The sequence below is a fragment of the Microbacterium sp. GXF7504 genome (assembly GCF_054798235.1).
Window position 1 is genome coordinate 597,617 of sequence record NZ_JBSJZI010000002.1, and the last position, 19,227, is coordinate 616,843.

18 protein-coding genes and 1 tRNA gene are annotated in these 19,227 nt (G+C 72.3%); 10 read left to right on the plus strand and 9 right to left on the minus strand.

Annotated elements, in window-relative coordinates; translation table 11 throughout:
- Positions 1-43: 43 nt before the first annotated feature.
- Positions 44-1,051 (minus strand): TerC/Alx family metal homeostasis membrane protein, encoded by a 1,008-nt coding sequence (locus tag ACWAUO_RS07015; protein ID WP_460774198.1) that lies wholly within the window; start codon positions 1,049-1,051, stop codon positions 44-46.
- Between the two features lie 65 nt (positions 1,052-1,116).
- Complete coding sequence (locus ACWAUO_RS07020) at positions 1,117-2,301, minus strand: glycosyltransferase (RefSeq protein WP_460774200.1); 1,185 nt, start codon at positions 2,299-2,301, stop codon at positions 1,117-1,119.
- Positions 2,302-2,461: 160 nt separating this feature from the next.
- On the opposite strand from ACWAUO_RS07020, the gene ACWAUO_RS07025 reads away from it, so the two are divergent.
- The 3 genes from ACWAUO_RS07025 to ACWAUO_RS07035 all read left to right on the plus strand — a co-directional run bounded on the left by ACWAUO_RS07025 (position 2,462) and on the right by ACWAUO_RS07035 (position 4,583).
- A complete protein-coding gene (locus ACWAUO_RS07025; RefSeq protein ID WP_460774202.1) occupies positions 2,462-2,881 on the plus strand; it encodes a GIY-YIG nuclease family protein in 420 nt (139 codons plus the stop codon).
- A gap of 86 nt (positions 2,882-2,967) precedes the next feature.
- The gene (locus tag ACWAUO_RS07030; protein WP_460774203.1) at positions 2,968-3,522 is read left to right on the plus strand and encodes an RNA polymerase sigma factor; all 555 of its coding nucleotides are present in this window, start codon (positions 2,968-2,970) and stop codon (positions 3,520-3,522) included.
- On the plus strand, positions 3,519-4,583 hold the full coding sequence (locus ACWAUO_RS07035; protein ID WP_460774205.1) for a DUF4349 domain-containing protein: 1,065 nt from the start codon (positions 3,519-3,521) through the stop codon (positions 4,581-4,583). The genes ACWAUO_RS07030 and ACWAUO_RS07035 overlap by 4 nt, the downstream gene beginning before the upstream one ends.
- Before the next feature lie 21 nt (positions 4,584-4,604).
- Here ACWAUO_RS07035 and ACWAUO_RS07040 read toward each other — a convergent pair whose 3' ends face one another.
- The 3 genes from ACWAUO_RS07040 to ACWAUO_RS07050 all read right to left on the minus strand — a co-directional run bounded on the left by ACWAUO_RS07040 (position 4,605) and on the right by ACWAUO_RS07050 (position 6,276).
- A complete protein-coding gene (locus ACWAUO_RS07040; protein WP_460774206.1) occupies positions 4,605-5,576 on the minus strand; it encodes a cation diffusion facilitator family transporter in 972 nt (323 codons plus the stop codon).
- Positions 5,573-6,064, minus strand: coding sequence for a hypothetical protein (locus ACWAUO_RS07045; RefSeq protein ID WP_460774375.1), 492 nt, complete (start codon positions 6,062-6,064; stop codon positions 5,573-5,575). The genes ACWAUO_RS07040 and ACWAUO_RS07045 overlap by 4 nt, the downstream gene beginning before the upstream one ends.
- Positions 6,065-6,200: 136 nt before the next feature.
- A tRNA-Glu gene (locus ACWAUO_RS07050) sits at positions 6,201-6,276 on the minus strand.
- 139 nt (positions 6,277-6,415) lie between these two features.
- Here ACWAUO_RS07050 and ACWAUO_RS07055 point away from each other — a divergent pair.
- Both ACWAUO_RS07055 and ACWAUO_RS07060 read left to right on the plus strand, forming a co-directional pair.
- On the plus strand, positions 6,416-7,054 hold the full coding sequence (locus ACWAUO_RS07055) for an MBL fold metallo-hydrolase (protein ID WP_460774208.1): 639 nt from the start codon (positions 6,416-6,418) through the stop codon (positions 7,052-7,054).
- Between the two features lie 191 nt (positions 7,055-7,245).
- Positions 7,246-8,616: a hypothetical protein gene (locus ACWAUO_RS07060; protein ID WP_460774209.1), complete on the plus strand. Its 1,371-nt coding sequence runs from the start codon at positions 7,246-7,248 to the stop codon at positions 8,614-8,616.
- Between the two features lie 66 nt (positions 8,617-8,682).
- Here ACWAUO_RS07060 and ACWAUO_RS07065 read toward each other — a convergent pair whose 3' ends face one another.
- Positions 8,683-9,456, minus strand: a complete 774-nt coding sequence (locus ACWAUO_RS07065) for a hypothetical protein (RefSeq protein ID WP_460774210.1) — start codon at positions 9,454-9,456, stop codon at positions 8,683-8,685.
- 170 nt (positions 9,457-9,626) lie between these two features.
- Between ACWAUO_RS07065 and ACWAUO_RS07070 the strand changes: the two genes are divergently transcribed.
- Positions 9,627-11,645 (plus strand): DUF262 domain-containing protein, encoded by a 2,019-nt coding sequence (locus ACWAUO_RS07070; protein WP_460774212.1) that lies wholly within the window; start codon positions 9,627-9,629, stop codon positions 11,643-11,645.
- Positions 11,646-11,730: 85 nt separating this feature from the next.
- Entirely contained in the window at positions 11,731-14,193 is a 2,463-nt protein-coding gene (locus ACWAUO_RS07075) for a helix-turn-helix transcriptional regulator (RefSeq protein WP_460774213.1), read from the plus strand.
- Here ACWAUO_RS07075 and ACWAUO_RS07080 read toward each other — a convergent pair.
- A complete protein-coding gene (locus ACWAUO_RS07080) occupies positions 14,177-14,968 on the minus strand; it encodes an oxygenase MpaB family protein (protein ID WP_460774214.1) in 792 nt (263 codons plus the stop codon). The two genes, ACWAUO_RS07075 and ACWAUO_RS07080, sit on opposite strands and share 17 nt — an antisense overlap.
- Complete coding sequence (locus tag ACWAUO_RS07085; RefSeq protein WP_460774215.1) at positions 14,965-15,426, minus strand: hypothetical protein; 462 nt, start codon at positions 15,424-15,426, stop codon at positions 14,965-14,967. Before ACWAUO_RS07085 ends, ACWAUO_RS07080 begins: the two co-directional genes overlap by 4 nt.
- 180 nt (positions 15,427-15,606) lie before the next feature.
- Here ACWAUO_RS07085 and ACWAUO_RS07090 point away from each other — a divergent pair, with 180 nt between their 5' ends.
- From ACWAUO_RS07090 to ACWAUO_RS07100, 3 genes are read left to right on the plus strand one after another with little or no spacing between them, the layout of a single operon-like run.
- The gene (locus tag ACWAUO_RS07090) at positions 15,607-17,172 is read left to right on the plus strand and encodes a sodium-dependent transporter (RefSeq protein ID WP_460774217.1); all 1,566 of its coding nucleotides are present in this window, start codon (positions 15,607-15,609) and stop codon (positions 17,170-17,172) included.
- A complete protein-coding gene (locus tag ACWAUO_RS07095) occupies positions 17,169-17,312 on the plus strand; it encodes a methionine/alanine import family NSS transporter small subunit (protein WP_460774218.1) in 144 nt (47 codons plus the stop codon). Before ACWAUO_RS07090 ends, ACWAUO_RS07095 begins: the two co-directional genes overlap by 4 nt.
- Entirely contained in the window at positions 17,309-17,809 is a 501-nt protein-coding gene (locus ACWAUO_RS07100) for a macro domain-containing protein (protein ID WP_460774220.1), read from the plus strand. The genes ACWAUO_RS07095 and ACWAUO_RS07100 overlap by 4 nt, the downstream gene beginning before the upstream one ends.
- A gap of 3 nt (positions 17,810-17,812) precedes the next feature.
- Here the strand turns inward: ACWAUO_RS07100 and ACWAUO_RS07105 are convergent, their stop codons facing one another.
- Complete coding sequence (locus ACWAUO_RS07105) at positions 17,813-19,177, minus strand: FAD-binding oxidoreductase (protein WP_460774221.1); 1,365 nt, start codon at positions 19,175-19,177, stop codon at positions 17,813-17,815.
- Positions 19,178-19,227: the final 50 nt, after the last annotated feature.

The window sequence follows — 19,227 nt, forward strand, 5'->3', positions numbered from 1 at the left end:
AGGAGAGCGATCCGCACCCGCTCAGGCTACCACCGGGCGCCGGTCAGTCCGCGCCATCGACGGCTTCGCGCTTCGCCTCCCGCCGCGCACCGACGACGCTCGCGACCGTGGCGACCGCCATCGCGAGCACGATGACGCCGAGCGAGATCCACGTGGAGATCTCCGGCGCCCACTCGACCGGGTGGCCGCCGTTGATGAACGGCACCTCGTTCTCGTGGAGGGCGTGCAGGAAGAGCTTCACGCCGATGAACGCGAGGATGAACGCGATGCCGAAGTGGAGGTAGCGCAGGCGGTCGAGCAGCCCCCCGAGGAGGAAGTAGAGCTGGCGCAGCCCCATGAGCGCGAACAGGTTCGTGGTGAACACGATGAAGGCGCTGCGGGTGATGCCGAAGATCGCCGGGATCGAGTCGATCGCGAAGATGAGGTCGGTGAACCCGATCGCGATGAACACGAGCAGCATCGGCGTGAACATCCGCTTGCCCTGGAACGTGGTGCGCAGCTTCGACCCGTCGTAGTGGTCGGTGATGTCGATGAACCGGCGCAGGAACCGCACGATCCACGTCTCCGCGTTCGCGTCGTCGTCCTCCTTGCCGGGGAAGGCCTGGCGCCAGGCGGTGAAGACGAGGAACGCGCCGAAGATGTAGAAGATCCAGCTGAAGTTCTCGATGAGCGTGGCGCCGAGCAGGATGAACAGTCCGCGCAGCACGAGCGCGATGATGATGCCCACCATCAGCACCTCCTGCTGATAGCGCCGCGGCACGGAGAACTGCGTCATCAGCAGCACGAAGACGAAGAGGTTGTCGACCGAGAGGCTGTACTCGGTGAGCCATCCGGCGAGGAACTCCCCCGCCGCATCCCCGCTCCCGGTGACGCCCAGCAGCACCACGGCGAACACCAACGCCAACGCGACGTAGAAGACGATCCACCCGGTCGCCTCCTTCACGGAGGGGATGTGGGGACGCTTGAGGATCAGCAGCAGGTCGGCGAGCAGGATGACGCTCAACACGACCAGTGCGGTGATCTGGAACCACACCGGGATCTCGAAGCCCATGGAAACCTTCCGGAAGCGGATGCGGGGGGTCTCCCGACCGGTCCGATCCAGTCTACGGGGGCGCCTCAGGCGGCGAGTCGTCCCGCATCCGCCGCCCGCTCGAGGACGGCCCGATACGCCTCGATCATGTGCCGCCGGTCGAGTGCGGGGCGCGACGCGATCGTCCGGGCACGCAGCCGTCGACGCCCCGCCACGACCTCGTCCCACATCGCCGCGACCTGCGTGGGGCACCGGCCCGTGACCAGGCCGAACCCGGCGGTGCGCACCGCGGCGTCGCCGACGTCCGTGGTCACCGGCACGGCACCGCTGGCCGCACCCTCGAGCAGGCACAGGGGCGAGGCCTCGCCGTAGGCGCTCGTGAGCGCGACCACGTCCGCGATCCGGTAGAGCGACTCCATGTCGTCCCGGATGCCCAGCAGATGCAGCGGCGCGGCATCCGCGCCCGTGCGGGCGACGAGCTCGCGGAGCGCGACGTTTCCGCGCTCCATGCCGGCGCCGCACAGCACGTAATGCGCATCCGACCGCGCGGTGTGGGCGGCGACCGCGCGCAGGAACAGCTCGGGGTCCTTCATCGGGTCGAACCGGGCGGCCGAGAGGACGACCGGTACGCCATCCGGGATCCCGAGCGTCCGCCGGATGCGGGCGCGTTCGCTCGCCCGGCCGGGGCGGAAGCGCCCGAGGTCGACGCCGTTGGGGATGACGGACCATTCGCCCGGCAGGGCGCCGACGGCGCCGTACGCGGATGCGGTGGACTCGGCGCAGGCGACGGCTGCGTCCACGATCCCCCGCCCGGCCGCCGTGCGGAGCCACTCGAGCGCCGGACCGGCGTGGGCGGGGTCGGAGCGGTGAAGGCACACGACGACGGGCACGTCCGGCAGCATCCCGCGTGCGCCGAGCGCGAGGAGGAGCGACACGGGCTGCTCCTTCAGCACGACGACCACGTCGGCGTGGGCGACCGCGTCGGCGGCCCGTTCCAGCTGCTCGGCGGTGAACGACCACGGCGCAGGCGGTTCCGCACCGGCCGTGCGGTCGAAGGCCTCGACCTCGACCCCGGCGGCGACGAGTCGACGGTACCGGTGGTCCCGGACCATCGGTTGCACCGTGCCCTCGCGATGCGCGGCGTTCGAGAGCGAGAGCACCCGGTGCTGTTGCGTGGGGCCGTGCAGCCCCGCCACGACCTCGGTGTGCAGCACCCGCGCCCCACCGGCGAAGAAGCCCTCGTACAGGTTGAGCACCCGCAGTGTCGCCATCGTCCACCTCCCGTGCACCGATCGTGGACGACGGGTGCGGACGATGGGTTTCCGGCGGGTGAACAGTGCATGAGACGGCTCACACGGCATGCGGGGGGCGACCCTGAACCTGCGACCCGAGGACAGCGCGGGTGTCGGCGTCGGGGCGTAGCGTCGACGCGTGCCCACTGAGCTCCCCGGTCCATGCGCGCTGTGCGGTGCCACGGCGGGGGAACGCCGCGGCCGCGACGCGCACTGCGCGGTGTGCGGGTGGCGCTACGGCGACGCGCCCGATCCGGAGCTTCCGCTCCCCCGCATCCAGGTCGTCTACTACCTCGGCTACGCCGAGCGGGTGAAGATCGGCACCAGCGCGACACCGCGACGACGGCTCGCCGCCATCCGGCACGACGAGTTGCTCGCCTTCGAGCGCGGCGGACGGGAGCTCGAGCGTCGACGACACCTGCAGTTCGCCGCGTTCCGCGAGGGCGGCGAGTGGTTCACCCGAACCGCCGAGCTGGACGCCCACATCGCCGGGCTGCGCGCGCAGGGCGAACCGTGGGCGCGGTACGCGCGCTGGTTCGCGGACGCCCTCGCCGGCTGAGCGAGACCGCCCTGGACGGATCTTCCGTGAGACGATCGGCGCGGACCGGACACCTCGAAGACGAGAGACGATCCGAAGGGGTGGGGATGGACGAGGACCCGCGCGACGACACCGCGCTCGTGGCACTGGCCGCGGCCGGGAGCGAGCACGCGTTCCGTGCGCTGTACCGGGCGTATGTGCGCCCGGTGTACTGGATCGCGCACGGCCTCGTCCGGGACGGCGGCGATGCGGAGGAGATCACCCAGGAGACGTTCATCGTCGCCTGGCGGAAGCTTCCCGGGCTCGAACTGGCGGGGACGTCCCTCCTGCCGTGGCTCGCCACCGTCTGCCGGTACCAGGCGGCGAACCGCATCCGCCGTCGTGCGCGGGACCGCGCCCACACCGCGGACGCCGTCGACGAGACGCTCCCCGCCGGCGTCGACGTCGAGCAGCAGGTCGTCGACGACGCGCTCGCGGACGCGATCCTGCGCGAGGTCGACCGGCTCGGCGAGCTCGACCGGGCGATCTTCCGCCTGTGCGCGACCGAGGGGTACGCCTACGCTGCGGCGGCCGCGGAGCTGGGCGTCGCACACGGTGTCGTCCGGAACCGTCTCTCCCGCATCCGCACGCGCCTGCGGACCGTCGTGAAGGAGCAGACATGAGCACCGACAACCGGCACGCCGACGACACGGCGGTGCTTCCCGCACTGGACGAGTCACGGATCGACGCGATCGAGGAGGCCGTGTTCACCGGCATCGCCCGCGACCGCGACCAGGCGCGCCGCCGCCGCGGTCGCCGCACCGGATGGTGGGTGGTCGGGGGTGCCGCGGCCGCGGTCGTGGTGGTCGCCGCCGTCCTCTCCCCCGCGGTCGGCACCCTCGTCGCGCCTGGTGCGGACTCGGGCGTGGCGCTCGAGGACGCCACGATCGAGTCGGCGCCGATGCCCGGGACGGCCGAGGCCGAACGCGGCGACGCCGCGTTCACCGCCGATGCCACGGCCCGCGCCGTCATCACGACGGCCTCCGCCACGGTCCGCGCGGCCGACGTCGAGGCCGCCGTGGATCGGATCGGCACCTCGGCGGCGGACCTCGGCGGGCATGTCGAGGCGATGCGCGTCGGCAGCGACGGCCCCGGCGCCGTCGACCTGGAGGGGATGACCGTGCCGTCCGCCGAAAGCGGCGCCTGGATCACCGTCCGGGTTCCGGCGGACCGACTGGACGCGCTGATGGCGCGACTCTCGGAGGTGGGGACGGTCACCGCGACCGCGGTCGACCGGCAGGACGTGACGACGGCGACGATCGACCTCGAGGCGCGCGTGGCGGCATCCCAGGCGTCCGTCGACCGGCTCACGGCGCTCCTCGCCCAGGCGCAGGACGTCTCCGACCTCATCGCGGCCGAGACGGCGCTGGCCGACCGGCAGGCGCAGCTGGAGTCGTACCGGCAGCAACTGGAGTGGTACCGGGACCAGGTCGCGTCCTCGACCCTCACGGTCACGGTCGAGCCCGACGCCGAACGGGTGAGCGCCGATCCGGCGGGGTTCGGCGACGGTCTGACCGCCGGGTGGTCCTGGCTGGTCGCCGCCGCCAACGGCGTCGTCGTCGCCCTCGGGTTCCTGCTCCCCTGGGTCGCGGTCGCGGCGATCGCAGCGCTCGTCGTCTGGGGTGTCGTCCGGCTCGTCCGCCGCCGTCGATCGCGGGCCGGCGGGGACCGCACCGACGGCTGACCCGGCGCGGGCCGGTGCCGGCTACGACACGACCGCGGGCAGCTCGCGGACCGGCACCAGCACGATGTCCTGCACCTTCCAGTCCAGGTCGATGCAGCCCTGCCGAGCCGCCTCCAACGCGTCCAGGTCGGGGATCCGTCCGTCCACCGGGACGACGAACGCCTCGATGTGGAAGACGTGCCCCTCGTCGCGGACGCGACTCCCGGCACTGTCGACCCACGGCAGTGCGGACAGGAACTCGTCGACCTCGTGCGCGAGCGGATGCGGCTTCCGGTCGTCGAACGTGGTCGCACGCTCGTCCATGAGATCGGCGACCGCGCCGCGGAGGTTCTTCAATCCGTCGCGGAGGATGCCCCCGGCGATGAAGAGCGCCGCGACCGAGTCGAGCCACCACAACCCCAGCCCGATGCCCGTGACACCGACGATGGAGCCCACCGCCGTCTGCCAGTCCGCCTTGTTCATGTCGGCGTCCGCATACAGCACCTTGTTGTGCAGGTCGCGCGCGAGCCGCATCTTCATCCGCCCGATGATCACCGGAGGGATGCCGGTGATCACCATCACGCCGATCATGAGCCAGCCGAGCCACAGGGTCACCCCGAACAGCTCGACCGTGCCGATGGTCGGGTGCTCGGCGGTGACGAGGCCGATGCCGGAGTCGACGATCAGGTAGCCGCCCATGGCGCACAGGGCGACCGCCGCGACGAGGTGCCCGACGCCGACGGACCGGTGGAACCCGTACGGGTGCCGTGGGGTCGGCGGTCGACGGTTGAACCGCACGGCGACGAGGAAGGCGAGCGGGGGGATGAACGACAGCAGGTCCTCGATCCACGCGGCCTTCATCGCCTGCGAGTTGCCGAGCACGAGGAACACGAGCGTGACGGTGACGGCGAGGAATCCGATCGTGATCCACTCGAGGCGGATCGCGCGGCGGAGGATCTCGACCTGCCGCTGCGGTAGTTCCGTGTCGCCGAACCGCACCGCGCCCGCGCTCATCGCAGGCCTTCTTCCTCGATGTACGTCCCGAGGAACGTCTCCAGCTCGGACAGGAACGCGTTCTCCCCGAGCGGGACGAGCATGACCAGGTGACGCGTCCTGCCGTCGGCGTCCGTGACGTCGGCGTAGGGCCGGCTCATCCCGGCGCGGTCCACCCACGGCGTGTCGTCCGTGATGCCGCCGGCGACGAGGTCGAGCCGGTCGTCCTCCAGCCCGCGCACGAGGGCCTCCTCGGACCCGACGGTCCAGGAGACGTCGGCCTCCAGCGAGTCGGCGAACGCCTCGATCGCCCGCACCTCGGTCCCGCTCGGGACGTCGCCGTCGACCTCGACGAAGCCCGCGTTGGGCGACACGCCCACGCGCAGTTCGTCCCCGCGTACCCGATCGAGGGTGCCGTCGGGATCCGTCGGGATGTGCGCGCCGCATCCGGCCGAGGCCAGCACCGCGGCGCCGAGGACGACGGCCCCCAGCGATCTCGTGAAGCGCATGCCGATCACGCTCCTCTCCTTCCCTCGGACCATAGCGACGGCGATGGAGGACACGCGCCCGGCTTGACTTCGACCGGTCAGGGGCGCCGGTGCGCAAACGAAGAAGCCCTCCGGCGAACCGGAGGGCTTCTTCTGATGGTGACCCCAGCGGGATTCGAACCCGCGTTACCGCCGTGAGAGGGCGGCGTACTAGGCCGCTATACGATGGGGCCTTGTACTTTCTCGCTGCCGTTCCGGCAACTCATCAAGTATGACACGGCGTTCGAACCCCCGCAAAATCGGCCCGTGACACCCGCGCGTGTCGCCCGCGGCGGGTTGCCCGACGGCGCCCGCGCGGAGTTGACTGCATGCATGCGCCTGACGAAGCACGAGCATGCAGCACTGGTCCTCGACAAGCACGGCAAGAAGCTGGTGATCGACCCCGGCAGCTTCACCTCGCCCCTCCCCGACCTGCACGGCATCGTGGGTGTCGTCCTCACCCACGAGCACGCCGACCACTGGACGCCGGAGCACCTCGACCGCATCCTGCAGACCCACCCCGGAACCCCGATCTACGCCCCGGAGGGGGTCGCGAAGGCGGCCGCCGGGTACGACGTCACGGTCGTCTCCCCCGGCGACGCGATCGCCGTCGGCCCGTTCGCCCTGAGGTTCTTCGGCGGGGTGCACGCGGTGATCCACGAGAGCATCCCCGTCATCGACAACGTCGGCGTGCTCGTCGACGACACGTTCTACTACCCCGGTGACTCCTACGCGGTGCCCGAGGGTGTGCAGGTCGATCTGCTCGCCGCGCCCGTCGGCGCCCCGTGGCTGAAGATCGGCGACGCGATGGACTTCGTGCTGGCGGTCAAGCCCGCGCGGGCGTTCGGCACCCACGACATGACGCTGTCCCGCGCCGGCCTCGGCATCGGCCGTGCCCGGCTGCAGTGGGCGGTCGAGCAGCACGGTGGCGAGTTCCTCGAGCTCGAGCCCGGCGATTCGGTCGACATCTGACCGCGCGTTTGTAGACGGCATACAAGAGACCCGGTTTCAGACCGGGTGACACTTAGTTCCGGGCGAAGAGGTGCCCGGTCGGCTGGGAATCCCCTGTTAGCCTCGCGCGACCAGATGTCCGCACGGGAGCGGGCACGATTAGGGAGTCCTCAATGTCGAGCACCTCAGCAGCACACCGTCACGGTTGGGGGATGCGGATCGCCGTCACGGTCCTCGCAGTCCTCCTCGCCGTGATGGTGTTCCTCTACTTCGCCACCGTGTCGAAGCTCTCCGACGGGGCCATGCAGCTCTCCTCGGGTGCGTCGACCGCCAACGACGGTTCGTCCCAGGTCGCCGACGGCACGAGTCGGATCTCCGCCGGTGCGAGCGACCTCGCCGAAGGCGCGGACGACCTGGAGGCGGGCGCGCACAGCGCCTCCGACGGCGCGACCCGGCTCTCCTCCGGCGCGGCCTCGGCGGCCAGCGGCGCGGCCTCCCTCGCCGCGGGCGCCGAGACGCTCGCCGCGGGTGCGGCGACGGCTGCCTCCGGCGCGTCGACGCTCGCGAGCGGTGCGCACACCGCCGCCGCGGGTGCGGTGAACCTCGCGAACGGCGCGGCTCGCGCCGCCGACGGCGCAGGCCAGCTCGCTGCGGGCGCGGCGCAGCTGTCGACCGGTGTCGCCGGGTCGAAGCAGTACGTCGAGGGCCTTCGCGCGAAGGTGCAGAACGAGCTGTACAAGTCGATCAGCGACGGCATCACGCCCGGCGTGCAGGCGCTCATCACCAACAAGGCGGCTATCCAAGGCGCCGCCGGCAGAATCACTTCTCTCGGCCTGGTCACTGGGCTCCAGCAGCTTGCCACCCACACCGACCTCACCACCGAGGAGCGCACCACCCTGATGACCGCGGCCGCTGTGCTGGACGGTGTGAAGGACGCTGCGTACGCCGCACCGCTGCTTGCCGAGGGCCTCGTCAGCGCCCGTGACGGCGTCGGCCAGGTCATCGGCGGTGTCGATCTGTACCTGAACGGCGACGCCGGCAACAACTGGCCGGGTCTGAACACGGTCGTCGCGGGTGCGCAGAACCTCGCCGGCAAGTCCGTCGAACTCCGGGACGGCGTCAACACCGTGGCCGCCGGTGCCGCGACGCTCTCGAGCGGTGTGCAGAACCTCTCGGCCGGCGCGCAGCGCCTGAACAGCGGCGCACAGAACCTCGCGGCCGGTGCGGGCAACCTCTCGGCGGGCGCCGGTTCGCTGGCCGAAGGGACGACGACACTCGCCGAGGGCGCGAGCTCGCTCTCCGCAGGCGCATCGGAGCTCGCCGCCGGTGCGACCCGCCTCTCCGACGGCTCGGACGAGCTGTTCGAGGGCAGCGTCGACCTGCGCGACGGCGCGGCCGCCCTCGCCGACGGCAACGGACAGCTCGCCGACGGCTCGGTGCAGCTGGCGACCGGCGCCAGCACCGCGGTGCCGAACCTGCTCCCGTGGATGCTGGGCATCGCGCTGGTCGGCGTCATCGCGATCGGGTTCTGGGTGGGTCACCGCATCCAGCACCGCAACCGCGACGACGCGGCGCTCCTCTGAGCGACCGCGCCCGAACAGGGAACGCCCCGGCCGATCGGCCGGGGCGTTCCTCGTTGCGCGAAAGCCTCAGGCCTCGCTCATGGCCTGGACCTCGGCCTGGCCCTTGGCGGCGTAGTACGCGGCGCGGGCGGCGTCGCGGCGCGCCTGCTCGGCCTGGCCCTCGTCGAGCTCCTCCTGCGACAGCGGGACGCTCTCGACGTGGTTCACGCCGTGGTACTTCTCGATGTAGGCGTCGAGCTCGGGGCCCGACTCCCACGAGGTGATGAGGCAGTAGCGCGGCTCCGTGCCGCGGTGGGTGGCGGCGTGCCACAGACGCTGCGTGTCGATGATCAGCTGTGCGCCGGCGGGCAGCGCGATGCGCACCTCACCCTCCGGGTCGGTCCGGTTGTGCCGGAGCACGAAGAAGCTGTCCTGGTCGTCGGTGAGGTTGAAGAAGCCGCGGACGACCCAGCCGGTGCCGTCGGGGTTCAGGCGGTTGTTGTCGTCCTGGTGCAGGTTGTAGAGGCACTCGCCGTACGGCGTGGGCTGCAGCTCGATGACGCGGCAGCGGCCGACGTTCGCGCCCGGCTCCTGCGCACGGCGGGTGAGGTTGGGGGCCTTCTCGACCTGCGAGGGGATGAAGACGCCGTCCTTGTCGGTGCGCGGCGGCTTGTGGTTCCAGAAGCCGTTGCACTCGATCTCACCCTTGGCCGAGGCGAGGGGCGCGAAGCGGGTGTCGCCGGAGGACTTCCAGTCGACGTACTCGATGTCGAGCCACTCCTTCGGATCCATCTCCTGGTTGTAGCGGTCGAGGACGACGTATCCCGTCTCCTCCAGCGCGGCGGACGTGATGTAACCCATGACGAATCATGCCTTTCGGTTGGGGCCAGCGAAGTTTTTACAAGCCCAGGTGAGGTCAGCCTATCCCCGCCCGTCTCCCGCCCCCTGAGAGCCCGGCCGGTAAAATCCATCTCGGTCGCGTCGCGCATGACCGTGCGCCGGAAACGCCGATCACGGAGGAAACACGCACCATGACGACGGCTACGAGCACCGCCACGAACGTCGACGCGACCGCGGTCGGGACCATCCGCTGGCTCTCCGACGAGGTGACGAGCATCGTGGTGCCGGTGTACCAGCGGCAGTACCGTTGGGACATCGGCGGATGCGAGCAGCTGCTCGCCGACGTGCGCGCCGTGGCGGACGCCGAAGACGGCCACACGCACTTCCTCGCATCGATCCTCTCGACCACGAGCGGCACCGCGGACGACGAGCTCGTGCTCATCGACGGGCAGCAGCGGATCACCACGCTCATGCTGCTCGTGGCCGCACTGCAGCACACGGTCCGTGCGACCGACCCCGACCTCGCCGCCGAGCTCGGACGGGTGCTCGTGCGCCCCGACGACCCGTCGCGCACGAAACTGCGGCCGCACCGGGCCTGGGCCGAGGTGTTCGAGAGCGTCGTGCTCGAGCGCCGCTCCCCCGCCGACGCCGGGCGCGTCTCGCGGTTCGACGACAACTACGCGTTCTTCCGCAGCCAGATCCGCCCCGACGAGGTCGCCCGGATCTGGCGCGGGCTGCAGCGGCTCGAGCACGTCGCGATCACCCTCGGGGCGCACGCGAACGCGCAGCAGATCTTCGAGAGCCTCAACTCCACCGGCGAACCGCTCCGCGACCACGAGCTCATCCACAACTACGTGCTGATGGGCCTCTCGCACGCCGAGCAGCTCGAGGTCGAGCGCACGTTCTGGGTGCCGATCGAGGAGAACACCGGCGAGGCCATCGGCGAGTTCTGGCGCCACTACCTGGTCATGCTCACCGGTCGCGAGGTCGTGGTCCGGGGCGGACGTGGCGTCTACGACGCGTTCCGGCGCCGGTTCCCGCGGCTGGACGCACAGACCCTCCACCGCCACGCCGCCGAGTGGAAGGCGTACTCGGAGATCTTCCGGGTGCTCCTCGACCCGGGCCACGCGCCCGACGAGGAGCTCACCCGGCAACTGGGGTACCTCGGCACCTTCGGCCGCGCGATGTCGCCGCTCGTCATGCGCGCCTACCACGACCACCTGCACGGCGACCTCCCCCGGGCGGAGCTCGTGCAGACGCTGGAGTACGTGCAGGCGCTGCTGCTGCGTCGCACCCTCGTCGGCATGCCCACCGACCGCCTCGTCGCACGGCTGTGCCGGGCCCGGATGCTGGGCCGCGAGGCGCTCTGGCGGGCCATCGCCCGCATCTCCCCCAGCGACGAGCGCGTCCGTGTCGCCGTGAAGTACGGCGAACTGCCGCATCCGGCGTACGTGCTCGGGCGCCTCGCGGGGCTGGAGCGCCTCGACGACGTCGAGGTCGAGCACGTCTTCCCGCTCGCGCCCGGCGACGGCTGGAGCGGCGACGGTGTCCGGACGTGGGGCGAGTACGGCGACGACGAGCAGAACAGTCACCGCGCCCTCGCCGGCACGCTCGGGAACCTCACCCTCCTGGAGGAACCGCTCGCCGAGCGCGCGTTCGACCTGTCCTACCCCGACAAGCGCGCCCTGTATGCGCGCAGCGGCATCGGACTGACTCGTGACATCGCAGCTGAGGACGCCTGGGGCACGGCGGCGATCGCGGCGCGGACCGAGGCGCTCACCGCGCGGCTGGTCGCCTTGTGGGCACGACCCGAGGTCACCGCGATCGACGACGACGGCCTCACCCCGATCCTCGACGGGATCCACCGCCGCGGCTGGCCGCGCGGCTGGGAGCGCGAGTTCGCCTACGTCGAGTACCGCGGTGAGCACTGGGAGGTCCCCGACATCAAGTACCTCTTCGCCCGCGTGTTCAAGCGCCTCTGGGCCGACGACCGCGCCGCGGTGCTCGCCTACAGCGCGCGACAGGGCGGGCCGGTGTACGAGGGCCAGGCCTGGAACGGGCAGTGGGACGAGCTCGACGAGCGATGGTCGCTGTACCTCGGCTGGGACTCGAGCTACATGCTCACCGCCGTGCAGGGCGTGCTGGAGGAGGCGGGGATCGCCGCCGAGGTGTTCCTGAAGTACTCCTACATCGGCGACGCGATGCGCTGATCGCAGCCATCGGCGACCCGCGCCGCGCATCGCGCGCGACGGCCTCGGCTCGGGCATAGCATGCATGAGGGCCGAGGGGGATGCAGTGCGTGGGGTGATCTGGCCGTTCAGCGGTCGCGAGCGGGAACGGACGACCGCGGTCGAGGCGCTGACCGCCGAGCACGGACCGCGCTGTCTGCTGGTGGTGGGCCCGCCCGGGGTCGGCAAGAGCCGGCTCGCCGACGAGGCCGTCCGCGTCGCGGCATCGGTGCGTCCCGACGCCGTGCCGGTGCGTGCCGCGGCCGACGACGATGCCGTCGGGTCGGCGCTGGCGAACGGCGTCCCGATCGCCCTCACCGCCCGGACCGGGGCGGAGCTGCCGCCCGCAGTGTCGGATGCGGTGGCCTCGGGGCGCGCCGTCGTGCTCACCCTCGAACCGCTCACCCGCGACGGACTGGTCACCACCGTGACCGACGCGCTGGGGGCGCCGGTCAGCGCGCGCCTGGCCGGCGCACTGTGGCGTGCGAGCGCCGGCGTCCACGCCGTCGTGGTCGCACTGCTGGATGCGGCGGTGCGGACGGGCGCCGTCCGGCAGATCGGGAGCGGGTGGGATCTCGTGGCGGAGCTCGACCCGCTCGCGCTGCGCATCCGCACCGAGGCCGAGCTCGCCCGCTGCTCGCCCGCCGCGCGTGACCTCCTCGAACGCATCGCCGTGAGCGAGCCGCTGCCCCTCACGGAGGTGTCGGATGCGGCGTCCGCCGCGCTGGCAGAGGTACACCGCACCGGCGTGCTCCGGGTCGACGACGGCGGCGCGCTGCGCTTCGTCTCGCCGGCGGTGGGCGACTGCATCCGCCGTTCGCTGGCACCCGGTCGCGCGGAGGCGTTGCACCGGCTCGCCTACGATCGGATCCGGGACGCCGACGCGGCCATCGGCCCCGGGCATGTCCGCACCGTGCTGTGGGCCCTGCGCACCGGGCGACCGGTGCCGGCCCGGCTGGCCTGGCGCGCCGCCACCGCGGCCAACGCCGTCCACGACAACAACGCCGCCTTCGCGATCGCGTCCGCCGCGGTCGCGCACGCCGGGGCGGAAGCCGTGCCCCTCCTGCACGCTGCGGCCAACGCCGCGCGAGGGCTGGGGCGGACGGAGGACACCCTGCTGCTCCTCGACCGCGCCGACTCGCTCCTCCGCGCGCGGCCCACGCCGTGGGACGACGAGACGTCCGAGCAGTGGGTGGCGACCGCTGCGGCGCGCGCCGACGCCGTGCACGCGCAGGAACGCGACGTCGACGCGGCCCTCACCGTGCTCGATGCGGCGGCGGACGTGCTGCGGACCGCGGCAGCCGACGCCCACGCGCGGCTCCGCGAACTCCACGGCCACCGGGTGCTGCATTTGGCGTACGGCGGGGCGTTCGCGCGCGCCCACGAGGAGCATGCGCACGCCCGCCCGCTGGCCGCACCGCTCCGGCAGCGGGTCGACGCGATCCACGCGATCGTGCTCACCGCGCTCGGCCGCCCGGACGCCGGCGCGGTGCAGGTGCGGGCGGCGCTCCGGGCGGCCCGCGACCTCGGTGCCACCACCTGGGTCGGCGAGGAGACCGCATCCGCCGCGTTCGTCGCCGTCCTGCGATCGGCCGGGGTGACCGCCGCGCTCGCGGAGGTGGACGGCGCGCTGCGCGGCGGATCCGCCGCGGAACTGCGACTGGACGACGCCGTGCACCGGGTCGCGGAGGCGGAGGTCGCCCTCGCAGCCGGCGACGCGACGCGCGCGCTCACCGCCGCGGGCGACGCGGTCTGGACGATCCGCGCCGAAGGACCGCCGGACTTCCTCCCCCGTGCCCTCGCGCAGCTCGCCGAGGCGAGCGCCCTCGCCGGCGACCTCGACCGGGCCAGGCGTGCCGCGCGCGAGTACCGGGCGCTGCACCGCTCGCAGAACTTCGTGCTCAGTCCGGACGACGAGCTGTCGCTGCTCGCGGTCACGATCGCCGAGACCGGATCGGTCGCCGCCGCCGTCGACCTCGCCGACGACCTCGAGGCTCGGGGCCTCCACGGCACAGCCGCGCGCGCCCTCCATCTCGCGGTGCGTCGCGGCGACACCGCGGCCGCGGCCCGCCTGACCGCGCTGGAGGACGACCTCGACGGCGACGTGCACGACCTGCAGCTGCGACACGCGCGCCTGCTGACCGAGGCGGACGCGCCGGGGCTCCTCCGGGTGAGCACCGCGTTCCAGGCGATCGGGATGCTCGCGTGCGCCGCGGACTGCGCCGGGCAGGCGGAGCGGCTGGCGGCCGAGCGGGGACAGCACGACCTCGCCGCGGAGGCGGGACGGGCGCGCTCGATGCTGTCGGCGCTCCTGGGCCTGCCGGATGCCGCCGCCGTCGTGCACACGCCGCTCACCCGGCGCGAACGGGAGATCGCGGCCATGGTCGCGGCGGGGCTGTCCAACCGCGACATCGCGTCCGCGCTCGTGCTCTCGGTGCGGACCGTGGAAGGGCACCTCGGACGCATGTACGCGAAGCTCGGGATCACCGGCCGGTCGGGCCTCGCCGCCTCGCTCAGTCCCTCGCGGTGATGCCGGGGCGCGCGAGCAGCATCCGGGCCGCCGCCCTGACCGTGCGGTCGCCTGCGGGCGTGCCGGGGCGGCCGAGGAGCCGGCGGTGCGCAGGCAGCATGAGCCCCTCGGCGGCCGCGGTGAGCAGCCGACCCGTCGGCGCACTGCGGCGAAGCGCCGCATGCGCGCGCACGGTCGCCGCCGTGACCGCGAGTCGGCCGGTGGTCTGCGTCATGTAGTCGTCGAGTTCGGCGGCCGAGGCGGGGAGCAGCATCCGGTCGATGCCGACCAGTTCCGCGGCCAGCGCCTGCTCCCGTACGTACCGGTCGGGGTCCCCGCGGCGAAGCGCCGGCCCGTAGCGGCGGAACGCCCGGAGCGCGATGCAGGTGAGGGCGTTGTGCGCCCAGCGCAGCGCCTCCTCCGCATCCGCGCCGCCGACCGCGCCGGCCACCGCGTCGGCGGCGGCGGCGGACTGATGGATGCGGCGTTGCGACCGCCCCGCATGCTTGGCCGCCGCGGTGTCGCCGTACGTGACGGTCAGCACGTGCCGGTAGGTCGCCCGCGCCCGGTGCCCCGGTGCCGTCGCTTCGTGTTCGTCGGCGCGGACGAGGACGGGATGCAGCAACTGCGTGGCCGTGCCGGCGACCACGGCGAGGAGCAGGCTGCGGCCGGCGTGCAACCGCCAGGTCAGACTGTCGGGTCCGAACACGCCGTCGTCGACGGCGTGTTCGGACGGGACGTGCGCCGGGCGCGGCGCCGGCGTGCCCGCCGGACGCCGCACCCAATCGCGGGTCATGCCGTGGCGGCCTCGACCGGCGCGGCGGTGCGGCGGCGGGTCCCGGCGGTGGCGAAGTACGTGTTGGCCTCGGGCAGGAAGGACAGCACGAGCGCGATGAGGTTCGCGGCGACGTACACCCACGCGAACAGCGAGGTGACGTCCATCACGACCGTGGCGATGGAGAGCACCGCGAACACCGCGAGCGTGATGCGGGACCAGTTGCGGCCGTCGCGGTAGAGCACGGAGAGGATGACCTGGAAGACGACCATCGCGATCGCGATCCAGGCCACGATGAGCCCGAAGCCGGTCACGAAGAGGTAGGCCTCGGGCTCCTCCGCCGCGATGGAGCCGAGGGTGGCGAGCACGTTGACGGCGACGAGCATCGTGACCACCGAGACCATCCCGGAGAGGGCGGCCAGCAGCCAGATCCAGAAGGCGGCGGTGACGACGGAGGGGCGGACGGGAGCAGTGTTCACGGGAGTCCTTTCGAGCTGCCCGGCCACCATGGCCGGGGATGCCTCCAGCCTCCCGAAGCCGCCACGCACCCGATAGCGTGCGCACCACCCTATTCCGCACGTGCACAGGGACATCGTCCACAAGCCCCTCGTCCCGGCGCCGGCCCTTTGCTAGCTTCGCCGGAACGACGAAGGAGCACCATGACCACTTCCGCGCCGCCCCGTGAGCAATGGACCGGCCAGATCGGGTTCATCCTCTCCGCCATCGGCTCCGCCGTCGGCCTCGGCAACATCTGGCGGTTCCCCGGCGTCGCCTACGAGAACGGCGGCGGGGCGTTCCTCATCCCCTACCTCGTGGCGCTGCTGACCGCCGGCATCCCGATCCTGTTCCTGGACTACGCGATCGGGCACCGGTTCCGCGGTGCCGCCCCGACCGCGTTGCGGCGCCTCGGCGGGACCGGCGGGCGGTGGCTGGAGTCGCTCGGCTGGTTCCAGGTGATGATCGCGTTCGTCATCGGCCTGTACTACACGGCCGTGCTGGCGTGGGCGGTGAGCTACTTCGTGTTCTCGTTCGACCTGCGGTGGGGCGAGGAGCCGGCGGCGTTCTTCACCGGGGACTACCTGCGCACCGGCGAGCCCGGGCTCAGCCTCGAGTTCGTCCCCGGTGTGCTCGTGCCCCTCGCCGCCATCTGGATCGTCACGATCGTGGTGCTCGCCGCAGGGGTCGCGAAGGGCCTGCAACGGGTCAACGTGATCGGGCTGCCCGTGCTCGTCATCGCGTTCCTCGTGCTGGTCGTGCGGGCGCTGTTCCTCGACGGGGCGGCCGTGGGCCTGAACGCGCTGTTCACACCGAACTGGGCGGCCCTGACGAACCCGGATGTGTGGATCGCCGCCTACAGTCAGATCTTCTTCTCGTTGTCCATCGCGTTCGGCATCATGATCACGTACGCCTCGTACCGCAAGCGCCGCGCGAACCTCACCGGGCCGGGCCTGGTGGTCGCGTTCGCGAACTCGTCCTTCGAGATCCTCGCCGGCATCGGCGTGTTCGCGACCCTGGGGTTCTTCGCGGTGCAGCAGGGCGGCGGCATCGATGATCTGGAAGGGTTGACCGGCGTCGGTCTCGCGTTCATCACCTTCCCGGTGATCGTCTCGCAGATGCCCGGCGGCGCGTTCTTCGGCTGCCTCTTCTTCGGGTCGCTCGCGCTCGCCGGATTCACCTCGCTCATCTCGGTGCTGCAGGTCGTGTCGGCCGCGGTGCAGGAGAAGTTCGGCATCGGCCGGCGCGCGGCCGCGATCGGCGTCGGCGGTGTCTCCGCCGTGCTCTCGCTCCTCCTGTTCGCCACGACGACGGGGCTGCTCGCGCTCGACGTCGTCGACCAGTGGGCGAACAACATCGGCATCGTCGGGGCTGCCGTGCTCATGACCGTGCTCGTCATCTGGGCACGCCGCAAGGGCCCGGAGCTCCGGTCCCACCTCAACGCGGTGTCGACCTTCCAGGTCGGCGCCGTCTGGACGATCCTCGTCGGCGTGGTCGGCCCGATCGTGCTCGGCTACATGCTCGTGCAACGCATCGTCACGCTCATCCTCGAGGGATACGGCGGACTGCCGGACTGGTACCTGCTGGTGTTCGGGTGGGGCTCGATCGGGCTCATCCTGGTCGCGACGGGGGTGCTCTCGGCCGCGCCGTGGCGGCGCTCCCCCGACGACTTCACCGCCTGGCCGCCGGTGCCCGATCCCGGCCGTCGCAAGAAGGGAGCGGTCCGATGACCGCGGTCGCCGTCGTCTTCATGCTGCTGTCGATCGTCATCGTGTGGGGCGGGTGCGCCGCGAGCGCGGTGTACCTCACGCGCAGGCCCGAGCGCAGCGACTTCCCGCCCGGCGGCGAGGACGACGCGGTGAGCCCATGACGCGGGTCACGGTCGTCCTCGGCGACATCGTCGACCAGCGGGTGGACGCGGTCGTGAACGCCGCGAACCGCGCGATGCGCGGCGGCGGCGGCGTCGACGGCGCGATCCACCGCGCCGGCGGGCCCCGCATCCTGCGCTCGTGCATCGAACGCTTCCCGCACGGTCTCGCCACCGGTGACGCCGGGTGGACGGATGCGGGCGAGCTCCCCGCGCGGTGGGTCATCCATGTGGTCGGCCCGAACCACGCCGCCGGGGAACGCGACCGGGGACTCCTCGTGTCGTGCTACCGCCGCGCCCTCGAGGTCGCCGACGCACTCGGCGCGCAGACCCTCGCGTTCCCGCTCGTGAGCGCCGGCATCTACGCCTGGCCGCTGGAGGACGCGGTCGACGTCGCGGTCGGGACGCTCGCATCCACCGCGTCCGCGGTCACGGAGGCGCGGATCGTCGTGCGCGACCCCGACGTCCTGCGGCTCGTGCAGGCGCGGATCGGGGGCTGAAGGTCAGATCGCGCGGTGCGGGGTGAGGATGCCGCGCGGGTCGAGCGCGGCCTTGATCGCATGGTGCACCGACCGGTTCGTCGCGTCAAGCTGCCAGTCGAGTTCATGTTGCTTGACCGAGCCGATGCCATGTTCACCGCTGATGGTGCCGCCGAGCGACAGGGCGAGCCGGGTGATGTCGTCGATGACGACACCGGCCGCCTCGTGCTCCTCGGGGGTGTCGGCAGCCTCGACGGTCGGATGCAGGTTGCCGTCGCCCGCGTGCGCGACGGTGCTGATGCCACGGCCGTGACGCTGGGAGATCTCCTCGATCCCGGCGAACATCTCGGCGAGTTGCGCAACCGGGACACCGACGTCGCACGACACCCGCAGCCCCGCGGCGTTCAGCGCCGGGTTCGCGAGCCGGCGGGCCTCCAGGAGCGCGTCGCCGTCACTGACGGCGGTGTCCACCGCACCGTGCTCCCGGCACAGCGCGACGATCGCCTCCGCGTGCGCGGCCGCATCCGCACCCACCGCCTGGCCCACGAGCAGGGCGGCGCCCGGTTCGGTGAGCCCGCTGGGCCGGTACCGCTCGATGATCCGCACACTGGCCGCGTCCAGGAGTTCCAGCACCTCCGGCCGCGCGGGGCTGGAGACGATCGCGGTGACCGCACGTCCGGCGTCCGGCAGGCTGTCGAAGCTCGCGCGGAACGTGCACGGCTCCCCCGGCGGGATCGGCTCGAGCCGGACCGTGGCACGCGTGATCACCCCGAGGGTGCCCTCGGATCCGACGAACAGTCCGGTGAGGTCGTAGCCGACGACGTTCTTGCGGGTCCTGCCGCCGGTGGCGAGCACCCGCCCGTCGGCGAGGACGACCTCGAGTCCCGCGACGGCGTCCCGGGTCACGCCGTGCGCGACGCAGCGCAGGCCGCCCGCATTCGTCGCGAGGTTGCCGCCGACGGTCGAGGTGCGCGAGCTCGCCGGATCGGGGGCGAAGAACAGTCCGTGCGCTCGCGCCGCCGCATCCAGGTCCGCGGTCACCACGCCCGCCTCGACCACGGCGAGCCGGTTCTCGACGTCGATCTCGACGATGCGGTCCATGGCGTCGAGGGCGACGACCAGTCCGCCCTCGTACGCGACCGCCCCGCCGGCGAGACCCGTCCCGGCACCACGGACCGACACGGGGACGCCGTGCCGGTGCGCCCATGCCAGCGCCGCCGAGACGTCCGCCGTCGCCCGCGCCCGGACCACGGCGAGCGGCTCGCCCTCGGGGTTCGCGCGGGATGCGTCGGTCGTGAACGGTGCGACGGCTTGGCGGGTCGTCAGTACGCGGTCGCCGAGCAGGTCGAGCAGTTCCGCGACGGGGGCCGGGGTGTGGGTGTGGTGCATGGTGTCCTTCTCATCGCCTGCGCCGGGCGCGGTGGATGCGTCGGGTCGGG

Excerpts from the sequence above, each read along its gene's own strand:
- ACWAUO_RS07095 (WP_460774218.1), top strand. The coding sequence starts at position 17,169 with ATGACCGCGGTCGCCGTCGTCTTCATGCTGCTGTCGATCGTCATCGTG.
- ACWAUO_RS07035 (WP_460774205.1), top strand. The coding sequence starts at position 3,519 with ATGAGCACCGACAACCGGCACGCCGACGACACGGCGGTGCTTCCCGCA.
- ACWAUO_RS07045 (WP_460774375.1), bottom strand. The coding sequence starts at position 6,064 with ATGCGCTTCACGAGATCGCTGGGGGCCGTCGTCCTCGGCGCCGCGGTG.
- ACWAUO_RS07015 (WP_460774198.1), bottom strand. The coding sequence starts at position 1,051 with ATGGGCTTCGAGATCCCGGTGTGGTTCCAGATCACCGCACTGGTCGTG.
- ACWAUO_RS07105 (WP_460774221.1), bottom strand. The coding sequence starts at position 19,177 with ATGCACCACACCCACACCCCGGCCCCCGTCGCGGAACTGCTCGACCTG.
- ACWAUO_RS07060 (WP_460774209.1), top strand. The coding sequence starts at position 7,246 with ATGCGGATCGCCGTCACGGTCCTCGCAGTCCTCCTCGCCGTGATGGTG.
- ACWAUO_RS07020 (WP_460774200.1), bottom strand. The coding sequence starts at position 2,301 with ATGGCGACACTGCGGGTGCTCAACCTGTACGAGGGCTTCTTCGCCGGT.
- ACWAUO_RS07070 (WP_460774212.1), top strand. The coding sequence starts at position 9,627 with ATGACGACGGCTACGAGCACCGCCACGAACGTCGACGCGACCGCGGTC.
- ACWAUO_RS07030 (WP_460774203.1), top strand. The coding sequence starts at position 2,968 with ATGGACGAGGACCCGCGCGACGACACCGCGCTCGTGGCACTGGCCGCG.
- ACWAUO_RS07040 (WP_460774206.1), bottom strand. The coding sequence starts at position 5,576 with ATGAGCGCGGGCGCGGTGCGGTTCGGCGACACGGAACTACCGCAGCGG.
- ACWAUO_RS07080 (WP_460774214.1), bottom strand. The coding sequence starts at position 14,968 with ATGACCCGCGATTGGGTGCGGCGTCCGGCGGGCACGCCGGCGCCGCGC.
- ACWAUO_RS07055 (WP_460774208.1), top strand. The coding sequence starts at position 6,416 with ATGCGCCTGACGAAGCACGAGCATGCAGCACTGGTCCTCGACAAGCAC.
- ACWAUO_RS07100 (WP_460774220.1), top strand. The coding sequence starts at position 17,309 with ATGACGCGGGTCACGGTCGTCCTCGGCGACATCGTCGACCAGCGGGTG.
- ACWAUO_RS07065 (WP_460774210.1), bottom strand. The coding sequence starts at position 9,456 with ATGGGTTACATCACGTCCGCCGCGCTGGAGGAGACGGGATACGTCGTC.
- ACWAUO_RS07090 (WP_460774217.1), top strand. The coding sequence starts at position 15,607 with ATGACCACTTCCGCGCCGCCCCGTGAGCAATGGACCGGCCAGATCGGG.